The organism is Roseiarcus sp. (assembly GCF_049514155.1).
GTDB lineage: Bacteria > Pseudomonadota > Alphaproteobacteria > Rhizobiales > Beijerinckiaceae > Roseiarcus.
This window is the reverse complement of record NZ_JBEKVH010000014.1, coordinates 21,665-42,522: the sequence shown is the minus strand read 5'-3', so window position 1 is coordinate 42,522 and position 20,858 is coordinate 21,665. Positions and strand designations below refer to the sequence as shown.

Here is a 20,858-nt window from a genome sequence, read left to right as displayed (position 1 = left end):
CCCACGGCTGTCCGGTTCATGTTGGGCTCCAGTTTAGCGAGAGTTGCTGCGAGTCGAGCGGCGAGGGTCTTTGCGGTTGCTTGAGGCGGGTGAAATCCTTGCGATGCATGAGGTTGGCGCGCACGAGTCGAGCGGTCTCGAGCAAGGATGGCTGGTCTTGCGCCATCTTGCGCAGCAGGCTCAGCAGGAGAAAGGCGATCAGCGCGACGGCGATCTGAATGCGAACGGCGTTCTCGGAGCGGCCGATGAAATGGGTGATTTTCAGGGTCTGTTTCATCACGCGAAAGAACAATTCGATCTGCCAGCGCCGCTTGTAGAGGTCGGCGATTTCCTTGGCCGGCGCGTCCAGGTCGTTGGAGAAGATGCGCAAGGTCCCGCCCGTCGCCATCGTCACGACGATCTCGCGCACCGCGCCTTGCAGAGGATTTTTGCGGCTCTTGGCCTGACGGCCGGGCAGAAAGCCGATCCGATCGCTGAGGACGCCGGTTCCCGGCTCGACGGGCGTGGAGCGGGCCGAATTGAGCGGCGTGTTCTTCTTGAACCGCGTCACGATGCGGCAGTCCGCCTCGTCGAGCGCGGCCCACCAGCCATAGTCGTAATAGCCCAGGTCGAAGACATAGGTCGCGCCCGCGTCGATCGGCATGGTTTTGGCCGCGACGATGTCGTTGACCGTGGCTTCGGTGATCATGTGGTAGATCGGGCGCCCCAGATCAGGGTCGTAGACGACATGCGCCTTGGCCCCGCAAACCTCGGCCGAAAAGCGCGCCCATTCGGCGCCCGCGCCCGCCAGACGCAGGCCGGTCGAGTCGATCAGCCGCACCGCGTCGCCCATCTTGCGGCGCAGGCCGCGCCTCGCCATGCCCAGCATGACCATGAAAAGATCCGAGAAAACCCTGGAATCGCGGTCGCGGTTGGCGTCGGCGAAGGTCGAGCGCGCCGGAGCGGCGCCGCCCGCATGATAAAGCCGCCCACGATGGCTCGCCATCGACGCTTCGATCTCGCGCAGCGAATGCGCCCCCGACAATTGACCGAACAACAGCGCCGTCAACTGCCGCTTGGTGGTGAAACTGCGTATGGGGCACGGCGCTGATCCCTTTCATGTCCAAGCGAGTCGCTAAACTCTGGAAATGATTAGAATCAATGCCGTGCGCTTTGCCCAGAAAAATCGAACCGGACAGCCGTGGGCTTGACCCGGCCATCCAAGCGGTCAGTGTGGGGTCCGTCGACTGCGCGGCGCGCGGTCAAGTCGTGGATGGCCGGGTCAATCCCCGGATCAAGTCCGGGGACGGCCATGACGCGCGAAGTGAATTCAAGGACTGGTCGCCAATGCGCTGCCCCTATTGCGGCGGGCTCGACACCCAGGTGAAGGACTCGCGGCCGACCGAGGACGCCTCGTCGATCCGTCGTCGCCGCATCTGTCCCGATTGCGGCGGCCGCTTCACCACCTTCGAGCGGGTGCAACTGCGCGAGCTGATGGTGGTCAAGAGGAGTGGTCGTCGCGCGCCCTTCGACCGCGACAAGCTGCAGCATTCGGTCGAGGTCGCGCTGCGCAAGCGCGCCGTCGCGCCCGAGCGGGTCGAGCGCATGATCAACGGCATCGTGCGGCAGCTCGAGAGCCAAGGCGACGCCGACATCCCGACCGAGCGCATCGGCGAATTGGTGATGGAAGGTCTCAAGGGCCTCGACGACGTCGCCTACGTGCGCTTCGCCTCGGTCTACCGCAATTTCTGCGAGGCGCGCGATTTCAACGCCATCGTCGGCGAGCTCTCTGGCGAGCCGGAAGCCGAGCCGGGGCCGGCGAGCGCCAACCCACGACCGCGCGCGCCGGCGCGATGAACGCCATGCGCGACGTCGACGAACGCTGGATGGCCGCCGCTCTGCGGTTCGGCCGCCGCAACTTCGGGCTGACCGCGCCCAATCCTTGCGTCGCGGCGCTGATCGTCAACGACGACGTCCTCGTCGGCCGCGGCGTCACCGCGCCGGGCGGCCGGCCGCACGCCGAAGCGGTCGCGCTCGCCGAAGCGGGCGAAGCGGCGCGCGGCGCGACGATGTACGTGACGCTCGAGCCGTGCTCGCACAGCGGCGTGACGCCGCCCTGCGCCGAGGCGATCGTCGCCGCCGGCCTCGCGCGCGTCGTCGCGGCGCTCGAAGACCCCGACGCGCGCGTCGCCGGCCAAGGGTTTGCGAAGCTGCGCGAGGCTGGCGTCGCGGTCGAAGTCGGCGTGGGCGAAGCGCAGGCGCGGCGCGACCATCGCGGCCACATCCTGCGCGCGACCGTCGGCCGGCCGTTGGTGACGCTCAAGCTCGCCTTGACCGCCGACGGCTACGCCGCCGGCGAGGAGCACGACGCGCGGCTCGCCATTACAGGCGAAGCGGCCAATAGCGCCGTGCAGGTGATGCGTTCGCTCAACGACGCGATCATGATCGGCGTCGGCACGGCGTGCGACGACGATCCGTTGCTGACCATTCGGCTGCCGGGCGTCGCGCAGACGCCGCTGCGCGTGGTCCTCGATTCGCGGCTCGAACTGCCGCTCGGGTCGCGCCTCGCAGCGACCGCGCGCGAATTCCCGACGCTGGTCGTCGCGACGGCGGCCGGCTCGGCTGCGCGCGAAGCGGCGCTCGCCGCCAAGGGCGTCGAAACGGCGCGGGTCGAACCCGATCCGGCCGGAGGGGTCGATCTCGGCGCGACGCTCAGGCTGCTCGGCCAGCGCGGCGTGACGCGCGTCTTCAGCGAGGGCGGCCCGCGCGCAGCGTCGCGGCTGATCGCGCTCGGGCTCGCCGACGAGGCGGCGCTGTTCTCCGCCGTCAAACCGCTCGGCCGGCCTGGCCGGCCGGCGCTCGACGCGGCCGCGTACGCCGCGCTCGCCGACCGGACGCGCTACCGCCCGCTTGCGCCGGAGACCTATGGAACCGACGCGCTGCGACGCTGGGAGCGGGTCGGGTGAGCGGGCGGTTGTTGTTGCCTGTTGTCGGGGGCGTAACCGAAGCCTCATCCTGAGGAGCGCTCGCGAAAGCGAGCGCCTCGAAGGATGTTCCGGGCCGCCGCGCCTGATGCGCCTTCTGGAGCGTCCTTCGAGGCCGCTGCGCGGCGCCTCAGGACGAGGGGGCGTTGTAGAAAGGAAGTTTGGATGTTCACCGGGATTGTCACCGACGTCGGCGAAGTTGTCGACGTGCAGCGCGGGGCCGAGAAGCTGCGGCTGACCGTCGCCTGCCGCTACGATGGCGCGACGGTCGACGTCGGCGCGTCGGTGGCGCACGCCGGCGTGTGCCTGACCGTGGTCGAGGCGGCGCGGCGCGGCAATCGCACGGCGATCGCCACCGACGTCGGCGCCGAGACGCTGGCGGTGACGACGCTCGGCGGCTGGAAGGTCGGCGACAAGGTCAACCTCGAACGGTCGCTCAAGATCGGCGACGAGCTCGGCGGCCACATGGTCAGCGGCCATGTCGACGGCGCGGCGGAGATCCTCGAACGCCGCGACTTCGACGGCATGGCGCATTTCGCTTTCCGCGCGCCGGCGGCGCTGGCGAAGTTCATCGCGATCAAGGGCTCGGTGGCGCTCGACGGCGTGTCGCTGACCGTCAACGCCGTCGAGGGCGACCGGTTCGAAGTTCTGCTGATTCCGCACACGCTCGAGGTCACGACGCTGAGCGGATGGAAAGTCGGCGACCGCGTCAACATCGAGGTCGACCAGATGGCGCGCTACGCCGCGCGACTGGTCGAGGCGGGGGGATTCGCCGCCGCTGCCCCCCTCTCCCCGCTCGCGGGGAGAGGGTTGGGGTGAGGGGCTTGGCGAAGAGCCGCACCGGTTTCGGCCAACCGCTAGGCCCCTCATCCTAGCCTTCTCCCCGCAAGCGGGGAGAAGGGACCGCGCCGCAACGCGTCAAGTTGCGGCGAACAGCGGCGCGACGCCGGCGCGCATCGTCAGGCGTCTGAGCGGCCCGATCGCGCCGAGCGCGGCGAGGCCGAGGCCGCGCGCGAGATCGACCGGCGCGCAGTCGGCGAGCAAGGCGCGGTTGAGTCCGGCGACGGCGGTCGTGCGGAACAGGACGTCGGCGGAGCGCGCGCGCGCGTAAGCGTCGAGCGCCGCATCGGCGCCGAGATCGTCGCTTGCGGTCGCTGCGGCGATCAGCGCCTTGACGTCGCGTAAGCCCAGGTTGAGCCCCTGCGCGCCGATCGGCGGGAAGGCGTGGGCCGCGTCGCCGACCAGCGCCAGCCGGGTCGCGACCAGGCGGCCGACGCTTTGGCGCGCGAGCGGGAAGATTCCGCGCTCGCCCTCGATCCGCATCGCGCCGAGCAGCGAGCGCGCCTGGCGCTCGATCTCCGCGGCGAGCGCGTCGTCGTCGAGCGCGACGCGCCGCTTCGCCTCTGCCTCGCTCATCGCCCACACCAGACTCGAGCGGTTCGGCGCGCCGGGCGCCGCGGGCATGGGCGCCAGCGTGAACGGCCCCTGGCGGGTGTGAAACTCGGTCGAGAAATCGTCGTGCGGGCGCGCGTGGGCGAGCACGACCGTCAGCGCGCTCTGTGGGTAGCGGCGCGCGCTGACCGTAATCCCGGCGGCGCGGCGCGACGGCGAAGCGCGCCCGTCGGCGCCGACGACGAGCGCGGCGGCGAAGACGCGTCCGTCGGCGAGCGTGACCGTGGCGCGCTCGGGCGCGAAATCGAACCCGGCGACGTCGACCGCGACGCGAACGAGATCGGGATGCGCGGCGGCGGCCGCTTCGAGTGCGTCGGCGAGCGCCGAATTCTCGACGTTCGAGCCGAATGCGTCGCGGCCGATCTCGCGCGCGCGGAACGCGATCGGCGGCGGCGCGAACAGCGAGCCGGTGTCGTCGACGATCCGCAAGCCCCGCATCGGCGCGGCGCGCCGCTCGACGGCCGTCCAGACGGCGAGTTGGTCGAGGAAATCGATCGAAGGGCCGAGCAACGCGACCGTCCGTCCCTGGCCGAGCCGCTCGCTCGCGCCGGCTGAGACGACGCGACGGCCGGCGCGGGCGAAACCGACCGCCGCCGCCAGACCGGCGAGCCCGGCGCCGACGACGCATACGTCGCAGGTTTCGGCGACGTCGATTGGGGATGGGGCCATTGCCCTATCCTGACATGCATGCTTTTAAGCTGTCCAGCCGGCCCGGCCGGTTGCGGGCGGCGGGGGCTTCAGGACGAATCGGCATGACGAGCGCGCGCAAAGCCATGCCGGTTCGCCGCGTCGCGGGGTTCTCGGTCCACGTCTTCACCGCCTCCGGCGGCGCCGTCGCGCTGCTCGCTCTCGATGCGGCGATCGAGCGCCATTTCCCCGTCTGTTTCGCTTGGCTCGGCCTGGCGCTGTTCATCGACGGCATCGACGGAACGTTGGCGCGCTTCGCCAAGGTCAGCGAGACGGCGGCGACGATCGACGGCGCCGTGCTCGACTTGGTGGTCGATTTCCTCACCTACGTTCTGGTGCCGGTGGTGGCGATGTGGCGCTCCGACCTGATGCCGTCGACGGTCGCCTTCTGGATCGGCCTCGTCGTCGTCATCGCCTCGGCGCTCTATTTCGCCGACACGCGGATGAAGACCAACGACTATTGGTTTCGCGGCTTTCCGGCGATCTGGAACGTGTTCGCGTTCTATCTGTTCGTGCTGCGCTGGCCGTGGCCGATCAACGCCGCGCTGACGCTCGCGGCGACCGCGGCGATGTTCGCGCCGGTCGTCTTCGTCCATCCGCTGCGGGTGCGCCGCCTGCGGCCGCTGACGATCGCCGCGACGGTTCTCTGGTTCGCGCTCGCCGCCGTCGCGATCGTCGAGGGGCTGCAGCCGCAGACCTGGGTGACGGTCGGTCTGTCGGCGCTCGCCGTCTATTTCCTGCTGCTGCCGCTCGCCCGGCGACCGATCTGGCCGCGCCGTTAAGCCGCGGCGGCCGGCGCCGTCTTGCCGGCGCGCGGCTAAACTTGCTATAGCCCGCCCCGCTGCGGCCGCAGGGGATCGGCCGCGGCACGGCCTCGTGGCGGAGTGGCTACGCAGAGGACTGCAAATCCTTGCACCCCGGTTCGATTCCGGGCGAGGCCTCCACTTCCTTCCTTCGGCGCGCCGCCGGCTGCGGCGCCATGCCACAACCAGGGCGGGGCGATTCGAATGGCTTTGACGGCTTTGGACAGGGACGCCGCCGCGCACCGGCTGAAGATGGTCAACGGCCAGCTGCGCGTGTGCGACGTCAACGATCTCGACCTGTTGGCGGCGTTTCTCGATACGCCGCGCGAGGCTTTCGTCGCGCCGGACATGGCCCGCTTCGCCTATCTCGACAGCGACCAGCCGTCGCTGGGCTCGCAGACTCGCCGGTTGCTGGCGCCGACGGCGCTGGCGCGACTCATCCAGGCGGCGGAGGTGAAGCCGGGTGAGCGCGTGCTCGACGTCGGCGGCGGCGCGGGCTACGGAGCGGCGATTCTCGAACATCTCGGCGCCCGCGTCGTGGCGCTGGAAAGCGACCCCGGCGCCGCCGCCGCGGCGCGCAAGCTGTTGAACGGACGAGCGGGGATCGAGATCGTCGAAGGCGATCTCGCGGCGGGCGCCAAAGGGCGCGGGCCGTTCGACGTCATCGTCGTCGAAGGCGCGTTCGAGGTTTCGCCGGACGCGTTGCTCGCCGAACTGGCCGAGAATGGCCGGCTGGTCGGCGTCGATTGCCGCGCGGGGACGCCGGAAGCGACGCTGATCGAGCGGCGCGCGGCCGGCTTCGGGCGACGCGCGCTGTTCGAGACCCGCGCGACCGCTTTGGAGGCGTTCAAGCGGGCGTCGAGCTTCGCCTTTTGATCGCGGCAATGTGATTGCCGGCCGACGTGGCGCGCCTTGAAATCTCGAGCTGGGGTCCGGGTGTCGCAAGAATGCGACGCTCGCTTGAATTTTGGGGAGATTTGGCCTCGAATTGATGGCCGGCAGTAGCCGGACGACTCGCTTTGCCTATACATTGGCAAGCTGGGCGTGTGTCGTTTCTGCGCGTTAAGTCGGCTCAAGCCGCCACAACCCGCCAAGGGCGGGACCGCAGCAGAAGCCGAGGACGCGCCGTAGGGGCTGCAATGGCTTGTGTTATGAAATCGACGATGGCGCGCGCTTGGCTGCAGGGAGCCGCGATCGTCGCAATGGCGGTCGCGTTGCTGGCGACGGGCGCGCGCGCCGAAACCATTGGCGGCGCGCTGGCCAAGGCCTATCTCAACAACCCTGACATCAATCAACAACGCGCCGCCGTGCGCGTGCAGGACGAAAACATCCCCAAGGCGAACGCTGGCTATATGCCCGACGTCTCGGCCGAGGGCGACGCCGCCATGTCGAACACGCTGGCCTCCGGCCTGGGCGCGGGCTATCCAAACCCGCTCGACGTGAGCTCTCGGCCGCGCGGCTACGGCGTCACTGTCACGCAGAACGTGTGGAACGGCGATCGCACCGGAAATTCGGTGCGCCAGGCCGAATCCGGCGTGTTCGGCGCGCGCGAGCAATTGCGCAACACCGAGCAGAACGTGCTGCTCAGCGCCGTCGGCTATTACATGGACGTGATGCGCGACACCGCGATCCTCGATCTCGACCGCAACAACGTCGAGGTGTTGCAGGAACAGTTGCGCCAGACCCAGGACCGCTTCAACGTCGGCGAGGTGACGCGCACCGACGTCGCGCAGGCCGAGGCGAGTCTCGCCGGCGCGCGCGCCACCGCGCTCGGCGCGCAATCGCAATTGCAGGCCTCGCTCGCCAATTATCGCCAGGCGATCGGCGACGATCCCAAGAGCCTGACCCCAGTCGCGCCGCTGATTCGCCAGTTGCCCAAGGTCCTTCCGGAGGCGATCGCGATTTCGCAGCTCGAACACCCTGCGATCGTCGCGATGCTGCACGGAATCGACGCTGCGGCTTTGCAGGTGAAGATCGCCGAAGGCGCGCTCTATCCGACGGTCGGGCTGACCGGTCAGGTCACCAAGCGCTTCGACGTTTCCGGCGACCCGGTCGGCAGCCAAGCGCTCACCGAATCGCTGATGGGCCAGATCACCATTCCGATCTGGGACGGCGGCGCGACTTACGCCGGCACGCGCCAAGCCAAGGAGCAACTCGGCCAAACCGAGCTGCAAACCGACCTGCAGCGCGACAAGGTCCGCGCCGCGGTGGTCGCGGCCTGGGGCGCGAACTCGAATTCATCCGGCGTTTTGCGCGCCGCACGCGCCGAGGTCCAGGCGGCGGAAGTGGCGCTCGCCGGCGTGCGCGAGGAAGCCAAGGTCGGCCAGCGCACGACGCTCGACGTCCTCAACGCGCAGCAGGCTTTGCTCAACGCGAGGGTCCAACTCGTCACCGCACAGCACGACAGCGTCGTCAATTCGTACAGCCTGCTGTCGGCGGTCGGGCGGCTGTCGATTCAGACGCTCGGCCTCGCCGTGCCCGAGTACGACCCGCGGGTCCATTTCGACCAGGTGAAGAACAAGCTGTGGGGCGTGCGCACGCCGGACGGCAAGTAAGAGGGCCTCGCCGCGCAATTTCGCTGCGCTGCGCGCCGTCTCGGTCTTGCGTCCGAGGTCCGAGTCGTTCACCTTTGTCAGCAGAAGAAAATCCGATCGCCGGTCAGGCGGTTCGATGACGCGCCGGACGGCGCGGAGGCGGAAACCCATGAACGCACCCAATTCCACGCCGGGCGAACGCGACCTCGACGCGCTGCGCCGCGCCCAACGCGCTCACGAGCCGTCGATGGAGGAGATCCTCGCCTCCATCCGCTCGATCATCGCCGACGACCGCGAGCCCGTCGCGGCGCGGACTGCGCCGAAGTCGGATGCGTCGCCAAGCGGGCCGCAGATCGTCTATTCCAAGGACGATTTGGCGTCGACGCGCGCCGCCGAACCGCCGCCGCCGGCCGAACCGCCGACGCCGAAAGTGGTGTGGAGCCAGCCGCAGCCACAGACGGCCGCGCCCGCAAGCGCGCCCAAGCCCGAGCCGGCGCCGGCGACCGAGGCGGCGGCGCCGCTGCTGTCCGACCAGGCCGACGAGGCCGTTTCGGCTGCGTTCGAGGCCCTCTCGACCAGCCTCGCGCTGCAGAGCGCCGAACTCGCCGAGAACGCGGCGCGCGAAATCCTGCGGCCGCTGCTGAAGGCCTGGCTCGACGAGAATCTCCCCAGCATGGTCGAGCGGCTGGTGCGGGCCGAGATCCAGCGGGTCGCGCGCGGCGGCCGCTGAGCGGCTGGCGTTTATGAAGCCGCGCCGGGCCTCGTCGCCCGGCCGCGGCGCATCCCCACGTTGACATTCGCGAGCGCGCTGGCATTAAGCGGGCGCGGCCGTCGCGCGTTTCACCGACGGGCCAGCGTTTTTCGCGCCGGCCTCGCGCCGCGCCGCGTTCTTCAACCCGCCGGGCCGCCGTCGCGCCGCGCTCGGCCACAGCCGTGCCGGTCGCCCCCAGATGATGGAAAAATCGTTCGAAGTCGCCGATGTCGAAAAGCGCGCCGCGGCGCGTTGGGAGGCGGCGGGCGCGTTCCGCGCCGGACGGCCCGAGCGGCGCGACGCCGAACCCTATTGCGTGGTCATTCCGCCGCCCAACGTCACCGGCAACCTGCACATGGGCCACGCGCTCAACAACACGCTGCAGGACGTGCTCTGCCGCTATCAGCGGATGAACGGCCGCGACGTGCTGTGGCAGCCGGGCACCGACCACGCCGGCATCGCCACGCAGATGGTCGTCGAACGCCAGCTCGCCGAGCGCCAAGAGGCCGATCGCCGCACGCTCGGCCGCGAAGCGTTCCTGGCGCGGGTGTGGGAATGGAAGGCGGAATCGGGCGGCGCAATCGTCGGCCAGCTCAAGCGGCTCGGCGCTTCCTGCGACTGGAGCCGCGAGCGCTTCACCCTCGACGAGGGCCTGTCGAAGGCGGTCGCGCGGGTGTTCGTCCAGCTCCACCGCGACGGTCTGATCTACAAGGCCAAGCGGCTGGTGAACTGGGACCCGAAGTTCCAGACCGCGATTTCCGACCTCGAGGTCGTCCAGGTCGAGTGCAAGGGCTCGTTCAAGTGGAGCCGCGACGACGGCGCGCCGCTCGACGAGGCGGCGCTGGCCAAGGCGCTCGGCCGCAACCCGAACGGCCATCTCTATTATTTCGACTATCCGGTCGTCGACGCGAACGACGAGGAGACCGGCGCGGTCGTTACGGTGGCGACGACGCGGCCCGAAACCATGCTCGGCGACAGCGCGGTCGCGGTCCACCCCGACGACGAACGGTTTCGGCGGCTCGTCGGCGCCAACGTGCGCCTGCCGCTGGTCGGGCGGCTGATGCGCATCGTCGCCGACGCCTATTCCGACCCCGAAAAGGGCACCGGCGCCGTCAAGATCACGCCCGCCCACGATTTCAACGACTTCGAGGTCGGCCGCCGTCACGAGGCGGAAGGCGCTCGGCAGATCAATGTATTGGATGCAGAGGCGCGCATCTGCCTGAAAGGCAATCTCGACTTCTTCGACGGTCTCGACGCCGCCGATCACGAGCTGACCCGCCTGTTGGCCGCGGTCGACGGGGTCGACCGATTCGAAGCGCGCAAACGCATCGTCGGTCTGATGGCGGCGGAGGGGCGTCTGGCGAAGATCGAGCCGCACGCCCACACCGTTCCCCACGGCGACCGCTCCAACGCCGTCATCGAGCCGTGGCTGACCGACCAGTGGTACGTCGACGCCAAGACGCTGGCCGAGCCGGCGCTCGCCGCGGTGCGCGAGGGCAAGACCCAGTTCGTGCCGAAGAACTGGGAGAAGACCTATTACGACTGGCTGGAGAACATCCAGCCCTGGTGCGTCTCGCGCCAGCTTTGGTGGGGCCACCAGATTCCGGCGTGGTACGCGCCCTGGGGCGCGGTCTATGTCGAGGAGAGCGAGGAAGCGGCTTTCGCCGCCGCGCTTGCCGACGGCGTCGAGCGCGGCGCGCTGAGCGCTTCCGAGGCCGAGGTTTTGGCCAATGACGTCGTGCGGCTGCGCGAGATGTTCCCGCGCGATCCCGACGTGCTCGACACTTGGTTCTCCTCGGCGCTGTGGCCGTTCTCGACCCTCGGCTGGCCGGACGAGACGCCCGAGCTGGCGCGCTACTATCCGACCAGCGCGCTCGTCACCGGCTTCGACATCATCTTCTTCTGGGTCGCGCGGATGATGATGATGGGCCTGCATTTCCGCGGCGAAGTGCCGTTCCGCGACGTCTACATCCACGCCCTCGTCCGTGACGAGAAGGGCGCGAAGATGTCGAAGTCGAAAGGCAACGTCATCGATCCGCTCGACCTCGTCGACCGTTTCGGCGCCGACGCGCTGCGCTTCACGCTGTCGGCGATGGCGGCTCAAGGGCGCGACATCAAGCTGTCGGAGAGCCGGGTCGAGGGCTACCGCAACTTCGCCACCAAGCTGTGGAACGCCTCGCGCTTCGCCGAGATGAATGGTTGCGCGCGCGTCGCCGGCTTCGATGCGAAAGCGGCGCGCGAGCCGCTCAACCGCTGGATTCTCGGCGAGGCCGCCAAGGCTGTCGCCGAAACCAGCGCGGCGATCGAGTCCTACCGCTTCAACGACGCCGCCAACGCCGCCTACCGCTTCGTCTGGAGCGTGTTCTGCGACTGGTGCCTCGAGCTCGCCAAGCCGGTGCTGCAGACCGCCGAGCCATCGCCGGCCAAGCCCGAGACCCAGGCGACGATCGCCCATGTCCTCGACACGGTCTACGCCCTGCTGCACCCGTTCATGCCCTTCGTCACCGAAGAGCTGTGGACGATCAAGGGGGAGGCGGGACCGCCGCGCGACGGCGTGCTCGCGCTCGGGCCGTGGCCGGACGCCGATTTTCCGGTCGACGCCGCCGCCGAGGCGGAGATCGGCTGGGTGGTCGATCTCATCTCCGAAATCCGCTCTGTGCGTTCGGAAATGGGCGTGCCGGCCGCGGCCCAGCCGGCGCTGACGCTGGTCGCGCCGCCGCCGGAACTCGCCGCCGTCGCGCGCCGCTGGGCCGAGACGATCCGGCGGCTGGCGCGGGTCGGCGACCTCGCCTTCGCCGACGCGCCGCCCTCCGGCTCGCTGCAGATCGTCGTGCGCGGCGCGCTCGCCGCGATTCCCGTCGCTGGCATTCTCGACATCGCCGCCGAAAGCGCGCGGCTCGGCAAGGAGATCGCCAAGGAGCGGGGCGAAGTCGCCAAGGTCGACGCCAAGCTCGCCAACGCCGACTTCCTCGCCCGCGCCCCCGAGGAGGTCGTCGCCGAGCACCAGGAGCGGCGCGAGGCGGCGCTGGCGCGCATTCACAAGATGTCGGCGGCGCAGGAAAGACTGGAGCGAATCTGATCCTCTAGACCGGGTCAGCAGGCGGCCGCAGCGGGATTCGTTGCAATTGAGCAACAGGCGCTTGGCAAAGTGAAACCGCCGGGATTCCAACCCCCTTGCGCCCAGATTGCGCCATAAACCCCGAGCTATTTGCCTGCTGCGGAACAGGCGAAAGCCAATTCCCCCGCGGCGAGAATTCCGGGGGTCGCGCCGTGCGGGCGGGCGAGGTTGGAACAGAATGCGCGTGTGGTCGGTACCCGAGATGAGAACCGCCCGGACCGGATTCGGCGCCGATTCCCAGCGCTCCTTCACCATTCTTGCTCTCGCGATCGGCCTCCTCGGATGGCAGGGCGCGACGGCGTTCGCGCTTGACGGCACGAAACCGAACGGTCCGGCCAAGATCCCGGTCCAGTCCTTCACCAGCGTCGAGCAGGCTTTCCAGGCTGGCGTGCAGGATCTGATGGCTGGCGACGCGCAGTCCTCGGTCCAGGCGCTCACCTATGCCGCCGACGGCGGCCAGCCGCTGGCGCAATGGAAGCTCGGACGCATGTACGCCCGCGGCGAGGGCGTGCCGCGCGACGACGCCAAGGCCTACGCCTATTTCGAGCGTCTGGTCGAAAGCTATAACGAGGACGATCCCGACCGGCCGGACGTCGCCGCGATCTCCAACGCTTTCGTGGCGGTCGGCGTTTATTGCCTTAACGGCATTCCCAACAGCGAGATCAAGCCGGATCCTGAGCGCGCGTTGGAGATGTTCCAGTTCGCCGCGACCAATTTCGGCGACTCGGATGCGCAATACAATCTCGCTCGCATGTATATGGACGGCGCGGCGGGGCTCGCGCGCAACAATATGCGCGCGGCCCAATGGCTCGCGCTCGCCGCCGACAAGGGCCATCATCCGGCCCAGGCGCTGCTCGGCCACCTGCTGTTCGTCGGCGAGGGGGTGCCGCGCCAACGCGCGCGCGGCCTGATGTGGCTGACGCTGGCCAAGACCGCGGCGCAGGGTCCGAAGGACGAATGGGTCCGCGACCTCTACGGCAAGGATTGGAATGCGGCGAGCGACGACGACCGTCAGGTCGCCGCCGCGCTTCTGAGCGCGCGCGGCAAGGACGCGCGCGGGCCCGAGATCGCCTCAGACGCCAAGCCGCGCGGGTTCATCGCCGGCTTCGTCGAGCTGCCCGGCATGCTGCGGCCGTTCACCGGCGCGCCGCCGCCGAGTTTTGCTCCCTCGGACGGCGAGCCGCCGCTTCAGTAGCGGCATTCCCGCAGGCGCTCGGCGCGGATCGCCCGCTCGCGGTTGGCCGCCTCATAGGGGGCGCCGAGGCACCAGCCGTAATGAACCCCGTAGTCGCGATTCCAGCGCGCGTCGAAGCCGCGGAAGCAACCAGGGATCGTCATATTGACGTTGACCTGGCGCACCGCGTCGCGCGCGTATTCGGCGCAGAAGTTCGGATCGGCCGCCCAAGCGGGGACGGACAGCGTCGCAAGGGTCGCGGCGGCGAGGAGGAACGTCTTCATCGGGATGATCTCCTAGTCGGCTGAGCCGCCGCGATAGAACGCGGCGGCATGGGACGTTTCGTTATCCGCGTTGAATGACGGGCGAAAAAAATCAAACAGGTTTAGCGCGTTTTTTGTCGCCCAATCGGCGGCCGTCGTCAAACCGCCGTCGGTTTTTGCTTAGGCGGAGCGGCGAGCCGATGGGCTCGCCGCGATGGTCGTCATGGGCACCTTGGCTGGCCGGGGCCGCCGCAGTGTGGGTGCGGTGGGGGCGGGTTGGGAGCCCTCGGCGGCGCCATGCGCATCGGCCTCTCGATGACGGTCGGCGCCATCGTACGGACGATCACCGGCGTCCTCGGCGTCACGAGCGGCGTACGGACGATCTGCGGCGTGAACTTCGGCGTTGGGCTCGGCGTCGGAGTCCTGACCAGCGGCGTCCGGATGACCGGCGACGTCAGCGTCGGCAGCGGCGTCGGAGTCAACGTCGGCAACGGCGTCAGCTTCGGCGGACGCAGCCCCGTGGGGGTCGGCGTCGGCGGCAGCGTCAACGTCGGCAGCGGCGTCAGGATTGGCGGACGCGGCCCGGTCGGCGTCGGCGTCGGCAGCTTGATGATCGGCGGCGCCAGAGTCGGCGTCGGTCCGGGGATGCGCAGCGGGATGCACACGCCGCCCTGACGCGACGGGATGAATCCTGGCGGGCAGGGGCCGGGTCCGATCGGCGGGCGCGCGACGCCGCAGATCAGCTTGCCGAAATTCCACTGCGGCGTCTGGCCGGGCGGGCAAGACGGCGGCGGCGGCGTCAGGCAAGACCATTGGCCATTGAACCAGTTCGGCCGACCGTCGCGGCACGGCGGGGGCGGGGGCGGATTGCCGCCACAGACGTAGCCGGCGCCGTTCCAAACCGGGTGAGTCCCGAACGGGCAGATCGGCGGCGGCGGCCCGTTGCGCACGCAGACGAGCACGCCGTCGTGCCATGTCGGACGCAATCCCGGCGGGCAGAACGGCGGGGGGATGTCGGGCGCGCAGAACCGTCCGCCGACGGGGTGGAAGCGCGGCGGGCAGATCAGGACGGGCGGCGGCACGAACGGCCCGCAGGCCAGACCGTCGTCGGAGACCACCGAAACGAAGCCGGGCGGACACACCAGCGTCGGCGGCGGGGCGAGCGGCGCGCAATAGGCGTCGACATAGCCGCCCTGGGCGTAGAACCCGTCCGGACAAGCCGGACCGGAGATGATCGTCGGCGGCGGGGGCGGCGCAGCGCTCGCCTGACATTGCGGATTGGGTTGCAGCAGCAGCGCGACCAGGTTCTCGATGATCGCTTTGCGCTCCGGCGCCGCGCTCGCCGCGAAAGCGGCGAGATAGGCCTGATAGTCGGGAACGGCGTTGCGCCACACCGCGGCCCAATAGGCGCTCTCCGGATCGAGCTCGCCAATCGGCGTCGTCGAGTTCGGCAGGGCGGCGACCGCCGCCTGAACCTGCGCCGGGTCGGGGTTGAGCGGGAAGGTGAACGGCGGCTGGGAGGGGTTGGTCTCCTGCCACGGCGTCTGCGCTCCTGCGGTCGCCTGATGGGCGATGACGCGCGTTTCGCGCATGACGCTCTCGATGTCGGTGAGCGGCAACTGCGCTGCGGCGACGAAGGCCGGCGCATAAGCGTCGTCGGCGTCGCCGGGTTTCGGCGGCGATTCGTAATCGTGGATTTCGGCCGAAAGGCCGAAGGTCGTCGCCGCGGGCGGGTGCAGAGGGATCAGGCCGCGCGGGAAAGCAACGGCGCTGACGGAACCGGGAACCGGCCGCGCGCCGTCGAGCATGACCAGACGCAACTGCGACTGCGTCTGCGCGAGATCGTTCATCACCCTTGTCATGCTGAGCGCGATCCGCGGCACGTCGGCTTCGGTCGCGATCTGGGCGTCGATCGGCAGCAGATAGTCGTCGCAGCCGACATTGACGCCGAGGCCGGCGAAATAGACCATCACCGCAGCGCCGGGCGGGGCGGCGCCGACCTTGGCGACAAAGGTCTGGTATTGCTGGGCGAGATCGGCGGTTCCGAGGTCGTGCAACTCGGTGACGTCGAAGCCGTCGCCGGCGAGCGAGCGGGCGATCACCGCCGCATCGGCGCTTGCGGTCGGCAGGGCGTCGCCGCTATAGGCGGCCTCGCCGACGACGAGCGCCAGGCGGTTGGCGGGCGGGGCGCCTTGGGCGGCTGCGCCGGTCGCCGCGGCGGCGACCCCGAGCGCGACCGTCATCGCCCATATGCGTAGAGCGCGCGTGAACATCGGACGCCTCCCTTGCGCGGTTCCGAAGCCGCCGCCGCCGACTCCGCCGGCGCGGCTCATCCGAACGCGCTGACGGCGCCGTTTTCGGCGCCCTGCGTCGGGGCGCGTTCGGTCGCTTTGACGCAGTCAATTCCTATCACGGTCTGCTCGATCGGGGCAGGCCCACGACGTTGCGTCAATTTGCGCCCGGTCAGGGGGAGCGGGCCGCCTCAGCCGTGGACGCCGGTCAACAGCGCGCGCGTCGACAGTTCGACGTCTTTTTCGCGCATCAGCGCTTCGCCGACGAGAAACGCCTCGATGCCGATCCCGGCGAGGCGGCGGCAGTCCGCGTGCCGCGAAATGCCGCTCTCGGCGACGACGATCCTGTCAGCGGGAACGAGCGGCTTCAGCCGCTCGCAAACTTCGAGCGAGGTCTCGAAGGTCTTGAGGTCGCGGTTGTTGACGCCGATCAGCCGGCCTTCGAGCCCCAGCGCGCGCTGGAGTTCGAGCTCGTCGTGGATCTCGACCAGCACGTCGAGGCCGAGGTCGTGCGCGGTCTTGTTGAGCGTGCGCGCGGTCTCGTCGTCGACCGCCGCCATGATGACGAGGATGCAATCAGCGCCCCAGGCGCGCGCCTCCAGCACCTGATAGGGATCGAAGAGGAAATCCTTGCGCAGGATCGGCAGCGGCGTCGCCGCGCGCGCCTGGATCAGATGCTGCGGATCGCCCTTGAAAGACGGGGCGTCGGTGAGCACCGACAGGCAGGTCGCGCCGCCCGCCTGATAGCCGCGGGCAAGCCGCGCCGGCTCGAAATCCTCGCGGATCAGGCCCTTGGACGGACTCGCCTTCTTGATCTCGGCGATCAGCCCGAACCGTCCCGCCTCGATCGAACGTTCGAGCGCCTTGATGAAGCCGCGCGGCGGCGACTGGTCGCGGATCTCGCGCTCGAGCGTGCCGCGCGGCACGCGCACCTTCGCCTCGGCGATCTCCCGTCGCTTGTAGGCCTCGATCTTTTGCAGGATGTCGGTCATGCCCGGACTTGATCACGCATTGGAGACGCCAACAAGCCGGTCGAGAACCCGCTTGGCCGCGCCCGAGGCGAGCGCGTCGCCGGCCATGGCGACGCCCTCGGCGAGTTCGCGCGCCTTGCCGGCGACGACCAGCGCGCCGGCGGCGTTAAGCATCGCGATCTCGGCGTAGGCGTTGCGCGCGCCGTCGAGCACCGCTTTCAGCGCCTCGGCGTTGGCGGCCGCGTCGCCGCCCTTGAGCGCGGCGAGATCGACGCGGGTGAGCCCGACCTCTTCTGGCGCGATTTCGAAGGCGCGGATGGCGCCATCTCTGAGCTCGACGATCTTGGTCGTCCCGGTGGTCGACATTTCGTCGAGCCCGTCGGCGCCGTGGGTGATCCATACCCGCTCCGAGCCGAGGTTGCGCAGCACTTCGGCCATCGGCAGCAGCCAGGCGGCGGAGAAGACGCCGATGAGCTGGCGCTTGACCCCGGCCGGATTGGCCAGCGGCCCAAGCAGGTTGAAGATGGTGCGGGTGCCGAGTTCGGCGCGGGTCGGACCGACGTGCCGCATCGCCGCGTGATGAGTCGGCGCGAACATGAAGCCGATGCCCGCCTCGCGGATGCAGCGCTCGATCACAGCCGGCGCGACGCCGATCTTGACGCCGAGCACGGCGAGCGTGTCGGCCGTGCCCGACTTCGACGAGGCGGCGCGATTGCCGTGTTTGGCGACCGGCACGCCGCAGGCGGCGACGATCAGCGCCGCCAGCGTCGAAACATTGTAGGAGCCCGAGCCGTCGCCGCCGGTGCCGACGATGTCGATCGCGTCAGGGGGCGCGACGACCCGCAGCATTTTGGCGCGCATCGCCGTCACCGCGCCGGTGATCTCTTCGACAGTTTCGCCGCGCACCCTGAGCGCCATCAGGAAGCCGCCCAGTTGCGAGGGCGTCACTTCGCCGGAAAGAATGGCGTCGAAAGCGGCCGCAGCGTCGGGGCGCGAGAGTTGCGAACCGGCGGCGACCTTGGCGATCAGCGGCTTGAACGATTCCATGCCTGCGCGGCGCTCCCCTCAGTACGTTCCGCCCTGATTGAAGGCGCGCGCGAGGTCGAGGAAATTGCGCAGCACGGCGTGGCCGTGTTCGCTCTCGATGCTCTCGGGATGAAACTGCACGCCGTAGATCGGCAAGGCGCGATGGGCGACGGCCATGATCAGGCCGTCGTCGCTTTCGGCGCTGATCTCGAGCGCTTCCGGCGCGCCCTGGCGCTCGATGATCAGCGAATGATAGCGCGTCGCCTTGAATGGGCCGTTGAGGCCGCGAAACAGGCCGCGCGCGTTGTGGGAGATGCGCGAAACCTTGCCGTGCATCGGCGCCGGCGCCCGCTTCACCGTGCCGCCGAACGCCTGGCCGATCGCCTGATGGCCGAGGCAGACGCCGAGGATCGGCGTCGTCCCGCTCGCCGCGCGAATGAGATCGAGACAGATCCCCGCTTCGTTGGGCGTGCAGGGTCCGGGCGACAGGACGATCGCCTCGGGGCGGGCGGCGAGCGCCTCGTCGACGCTGATCGCGTCGTTTCGCCACACCGACACCTCCGCCCCCAGCTCGCCGAAATAGTGGACGAGGTTGAAAGTGAAGCTGTCGTAGTTGTCGATCAGGGTGACGCGCATGGGCGCTCGGACTCCGCTGGCCCCGTCTATTCCATTGTGACGCCGGCCGCGTCAAGCTACGAGGGCGGAGCGGAATTCCCGGCCGGCGGAACCGCCGGCGCGGCGGGTTCGAAATCCGCTTTCCACGCCGGCTCGCCTGGGCGAGGCGGGCGTTCGCCCTTCCGGCGGGAAGCGTCTATTTCCGGCATGCGGCAAGAGGCGGGCCGCGCCGCGAACGCGTCGGCCGCCGAGCGGCGTTCGTCACAGCTTCTCGGCCGGTTCGTCGGCCCAGTTCTCTTCGCGCGCGAGGTCGCCGGCCAGCGCCCGCGCGAAGCAGGCGTAGCCTTCGTCGTCCATGTGGAAGCCGTCGGGGGCAAGCGCGGCGCGCAGCGTCGCAGTCGATTTGGCCGCCCAGGCCTTCATCATCGCGAAGCGCGAAAAGACGGGAACGCGCTTGGCGGCGCCGACTTCGCCGATGATCGTCACGTATTGCTGGAAGCGCGCGAGGTTCTTGATGCCGAAGTAGAATTGCGGATCGACGAGCACGATCGGCACGCGCCGGGCCCGCGCCGCGGCGACGCCCGTGGTCAGGTTGGCGCGGAACGCCTCGGGATCGACGCCGCCGACGGCGTCGTTGGTGCCGACCTGCCAGACGACGAGGTCCGGCGGATTCCCGGCCAAGGCGGCGACGAGTCGCTTCAGCGTCGTGTCGCTCTTCTCGCCGCCGACGCCGGCGTTGACGACGTCGGCCGAAATGCCCCAATCGCCCGAAAGACGCGCTTCGAGCTGGGCCGGGTAGGTCGCGTCGGGGCTGGAGGCGCCGACGCCAAGGGTCGAAGACGAGCCGATCGCCAGGATTCGCAGCGGATGGCCGGCGCTGGGCTCGGCGAGCGCGATTTCGGCGCCGTTGTCGGCGAAAGCGGTCGGCGCGGTCGCCGGACAGGTCGCGGACGCGCCAGCGCGCGCCTCTACTGGGCCAAGGCAGATTGTGGCGGACGCCGCAACAACCAGCGCGAGACAGATTGCGCGGCGCCGCGAAGCGAAATTCGACATTCCATCCAGCTCGCCAGAACGATCAGGGCTCCAATTGAGGCGAGGGTGTAACCGAATTCAATTCCGTGCGCCATCCGGTCGTCTACGGCGCCGGTCAGCACGCCCGCGCCGGCCTGTCCGAGGGCGCAAAGCAACGAGCTGACGGCGAACACCGTCAGGCTGCGGCGGCCGAGGCTCTGGATCGCTTGGCCCGGCGCGGTGCGGGCGAGCGCGCCGAGCAGCGGCGTCGTCGCCAGCAGATAGGCGAGGGCGAGGAAGTTGACCAGCCGCGCCGCGCCGAGGTTCTGCTTGCCGACATCGAGCGCGGCGTAGGCGTGGTCGCGCAGACCCGGCAGGAAGCCGAAGCCGTCGGTGACGATCAGGGCGCCGGCGGCGGTCAAGCCGAGGCAGAGGACCTGGACCAGCGCCGAGCGGCGCGGCGGCTTTTCGCTCCAGCGGACTCCTGACAGCACTCCAAGGGTGAAGACCAACTGCCATGCGAGCGGGTTGAAGAACCAACCGCCCGGCTCCGGCCAATTGGGCAGGTCGAATCCGAGCCATTTGACTGCGCCATAGGCGCCCAGCGCCGCTGTCAGCGCCGCCGTTGGGCTGAAACGCGCCAGCGCCAGGACAAGCGGGGCCAAGGCCATCAGCGCCACATAGAGCGGCAGGATATTGAAATAGCCGAGCTGGTGGCTGAGCAGCGCGACGCCGATCGCGCCGCGCAACGGCTCGTGGAAGACGACGGCGCGCCCGTGCGGGGCGATCAGCGCGTCGTTGAAGCCGCCGAGCCAATAGGCGGCGGCGAAGATCGCCAGCGCCCCCGCCGTGGTCAGAATGTGCACGCCATAGAGGCGGCCGGCCCGCTTGAGGCACGAACGCGCGACCGGCGCCAGCCCGGCGGTGAGCGTCCGGCGATAGTAGACGAGCCCGATCGACAGCCCGGAAAGGAAGACAAACGCCTCCGCGCTGTCGGAAAGGGCGAAATTGCGCGGGGTGAAATGCTCCAGCAGGTTGCCCGGCAGATGGTCGATCGTCATCGCCACGAGAACGAGCCCGCGGGCGAAATCGACGGCGGCGATGCGAGACGCCACGGGCATGGGCCGCCACATTCAAGAAGCGCGCCAAGCCGTCTGGGCTGAGGCGCCGCGCGGTCAGTGACAGCTAGGGCGTGCGCG

The 20,858-nt window shown here is 69.5% G+C and carries 18 protein-coding genes and 1 tRNA gene; 10 read left to right on the top strand and 9 right to left on the bottom strand.

The features are described from left to right. Positions 1–16: 16 nt before the first annotated feature. Positions 17–1,075 (bottom strand): IS4 family transposase, encoded by a 1,059-nt coding sequence (locus ABSF49_RS03680; RefSeq protein ID WP_424111280.1) that lies wholly within the window; start codon positions 1,073–1,075, stop codon positions 17–19. 251 nt (positions 1,076–1,326) lie between these two features. Here ABSF49_RS03680 and nrdR point away from each other — a divergent pair, with 251 nt between their 5' ends. The 3 genes from nrdR (at position 1,327) to ABSF49_RS03665 (ending at position 3,782) form a co-directional block, all read left to right on the top strand. Next, on the top strand, positions 1,327–1,836 hold the full coding sequence (gene nrdR / locus ABSF49_RS03675; RefSeq protein ID WP_424111277.1) for a transcriptional regulator NrdR: 510 nt from the start codon (positions 1,327–1,329) through the stop codon (positions 1,834–1,836). Positions 1,837–1,841: 5 nt separating this feature from the next. Beyond that, entirely contained in the window at positions 1,842–2,945 is a 1,104-nt protein-coding gene (ribD, locus tag ABSF49_RS03670) for a bifunctional diaminohydroxyphosphoribosylaminopyrimidine deaminase/5-amino-6-(5-phosphoribosylamino)uracil reductase RibD (RefSeq protein WP_424111276.1), read from the top strand. A gap of 183 nt (positions 2,946–3,128) precedes the next feature. Continuing rightward, positions 3,129–3,782: a riboflavin synthase gene (locus tag ABSF49_RS03665; protein WP_424111275.1), complete on the top strand. Its 654-nt coding sequence runs from the start codon at positions 3,129–3,131 to the stop codon at positions 3,780–3,782. 99 nt (positions 3,783–3,881) lie between these two features. Here ABSF49_RS03665 and ABSF49_RS03660 read toward each other — a convergent pair whose 3' ends face one another. Beyond that, positions 3,882–5,084 (bottom strand): FAD-dependent monooxygenase, encoded by a 1,203-nt coding sequence (locus tag ABSF49_RS03660; RefSeq protein WP_424111274.1) that lies wholly within the window; start codon positions 5,082–5,084, stop codon positions 3,882–3,884. Between the two features lie 83 nt (positions 5,085–5,167). On the opposite strand from ABSF49_RS03660, the gene ABSF49_RS03655 reads away from it, so the two are divergent. From ABSF49_RS03655 to ABSF49_RS03625, 7 genes are all read left to right on the top strand, one after another. Then, the gene (locus ABSF49_RS03655; RefSeq protein WP_424111273.1) at positions 5,168–5,884 is read left to right on the top strand and encodes a CDP-alcohol phosphatidyltransferase family protein; all 717 of its coding nucleotides are present in this window, start codon (positions 5,168–5,170) and stop codon (positions 5,882–5,884) included. A gap of 88 nt (positions 5,885–5,972) precedes the next feature. Further along, positions 5,973–6,046: transfer RNA gene (locus ABSF49_RS03650), tRNA-Cys, on the top strand. A 63-nt stretch (positions 6,047–6,109) separates the two neighbouring features. Further along, positions 6,110–6,781, top strand: a complete 672-nt coding sequence (locus ABSF49_RS03645) for a protein-L-isoaspartate O-methyltransferase family protein (protein ID WP_424111272.1) — start codon at positions 6,110–6,112, stop codon at positions 6,779–6,781. 287 nt (positions 6,782–7,068) lie between these two features. Further along, a complete protein-coding gene (locus ABSF49_RS03640) occupies positions 7,069–8,460 on the top strand; it encodes a TolC family outer membrane protein (RefSeq protein ID WP_424111271.1) in 1,392 nt (463 codons plus the stop codon). 148 nt (positions 8,461–8,608) lie between these two features. Then, positions 8,609–9,169 (top strand): PopZ family protein, encoded by a 561-nt coding sequence (locus ABSF49_RS03635; RefSeq protein WP_424111270.1) that lies wholly within the window; start codon positions 8,609–8,611, stop codon positions 9,167–9,169. 220 nt (positions 9,170–9,389) lie between these two features. Then, positions 9,390–12,269, top strand: a complete 2,880-nt coding sequence (locus ABSF49_RS03630; protein ID WP_424111269.1) for a valine--tRNA ligase — start codon at positions 9,390–9,392, stop codon at positions 12,267–12,269. A gap of 241 nt (positions 12,270–12,510) precedes the next feature. Next, positions 12,511–13,503: a tetratricopeptide repeat protein gene (locus tag ABSF49_RS03625; protein WP_424111268.1), complete on the top strand. Its 993-nt coding sequence runs from the start codon at positions 12,511–12,513 to the stop codon at positions 13,501–13,503. On the opposite strand, the gene ABSF49_RS03620 is transcribed toward ABSF49_RS03625, so the two are convergent. The 7 genes from ABSF49_RS03620 to ABSF49_RS03590 all read right to left on the bottom strand — a co-directional run bounded on the left by ABSF49_RS03620 (position 13,497) and on the right by ABSF49_RS03590 (position 20,780). Next, positions 13,497–13,766, bottom strand: coding sequence for a hypothetical protein (locus ABSF49_RS03620; protein ID WP_424111267.1), 270 nt, complete (start codon positions 13,764–13,766; stop codon positions 13,497–13,499). The genes ABSF49_RS03625 and ABSF49_RS03620 overlap by 7 nt on opposite strands. Positions 13,767–13,966: 200 nt before the next feature. Further along, complete coding sequence (locus ABSF49_RS03615; RefSeq protein ID WP_424111266.1) at positions 13,967–16,018, bottom strand: caspase family protein; 2,052 nt, start codon at positions 16,016–16,018, stop codon at positions 13,967–13,969. A gap of 209 nt (positions 16,019–16,227) precedes the next feature. Further along, on the bottom strand, positions 16,228–17,028 hold the full coding sequence (trpC, locus tag ABSF49_RS03610; RefSeq protein ID WP_424111265.1) for an indole-3-glycerol phosphate synthase TrpC: 801 nt from the start codon (positions 17,026–17,028) through the stop codon (positions 16,228–16,230). 12 nt (positions 17,029–17,040) lie between these two features. Next, the gene (trpD, locus tag ABSF49_RS03605) at positions 17,041–18,054 is read right to left on the bottom strand and encodes an anthranilate phosphoribosyltransferase (RefSeq protein WP_424111264.1); all 1,014 of its coding nucleotides are present in this window, start codon (positions 18,052–18,054) and stop codon (positions 17,041–17,043) included. A gap of 18 nt (positions 18,055–18,072) precedes the next feature. Next, positions 18,073–18,669 (bottom strand): anthranilate synthase component II, encoded by a 597-nt coding sequence (locus ABSF49_RS03600; RefSeq protein ID WP_424111263.1) that lies wholly within the window; start codon positions 18,667–18,669, stop codon positions 18,073–18,075. A gap of 240 nt (positions 18,670–18,909) precedes the next feature. Beyond that, on the bottom strand, positions 18,910–19,701 hold the full coding sequence (locus tag ABSF49_RS03595) for an SGNH/GDSL hydrolase family protein (protein ID WP_424111262.1): 792 nt from the start codon (positions 19,699–19,701) through the stop codon (positions 18,910–18,912). After that, complete coding sequence (locus tag ABSF49_RS03590) at positions 19,617–20,780, bottom strand: OpgC family protein (RefSeq protein WP_424111261.1); 1,164 nt, start codon at positions 20,778–20,780, stop codon at positions 19,617–19,619. The genes ABSF49_RS03595 and ABSF49_RS03590 overlap by 85 nt, the downstream gene beginning before the upstream one ends. Positions 20,781–20,858: the final 78 nt, after the last annotated feature.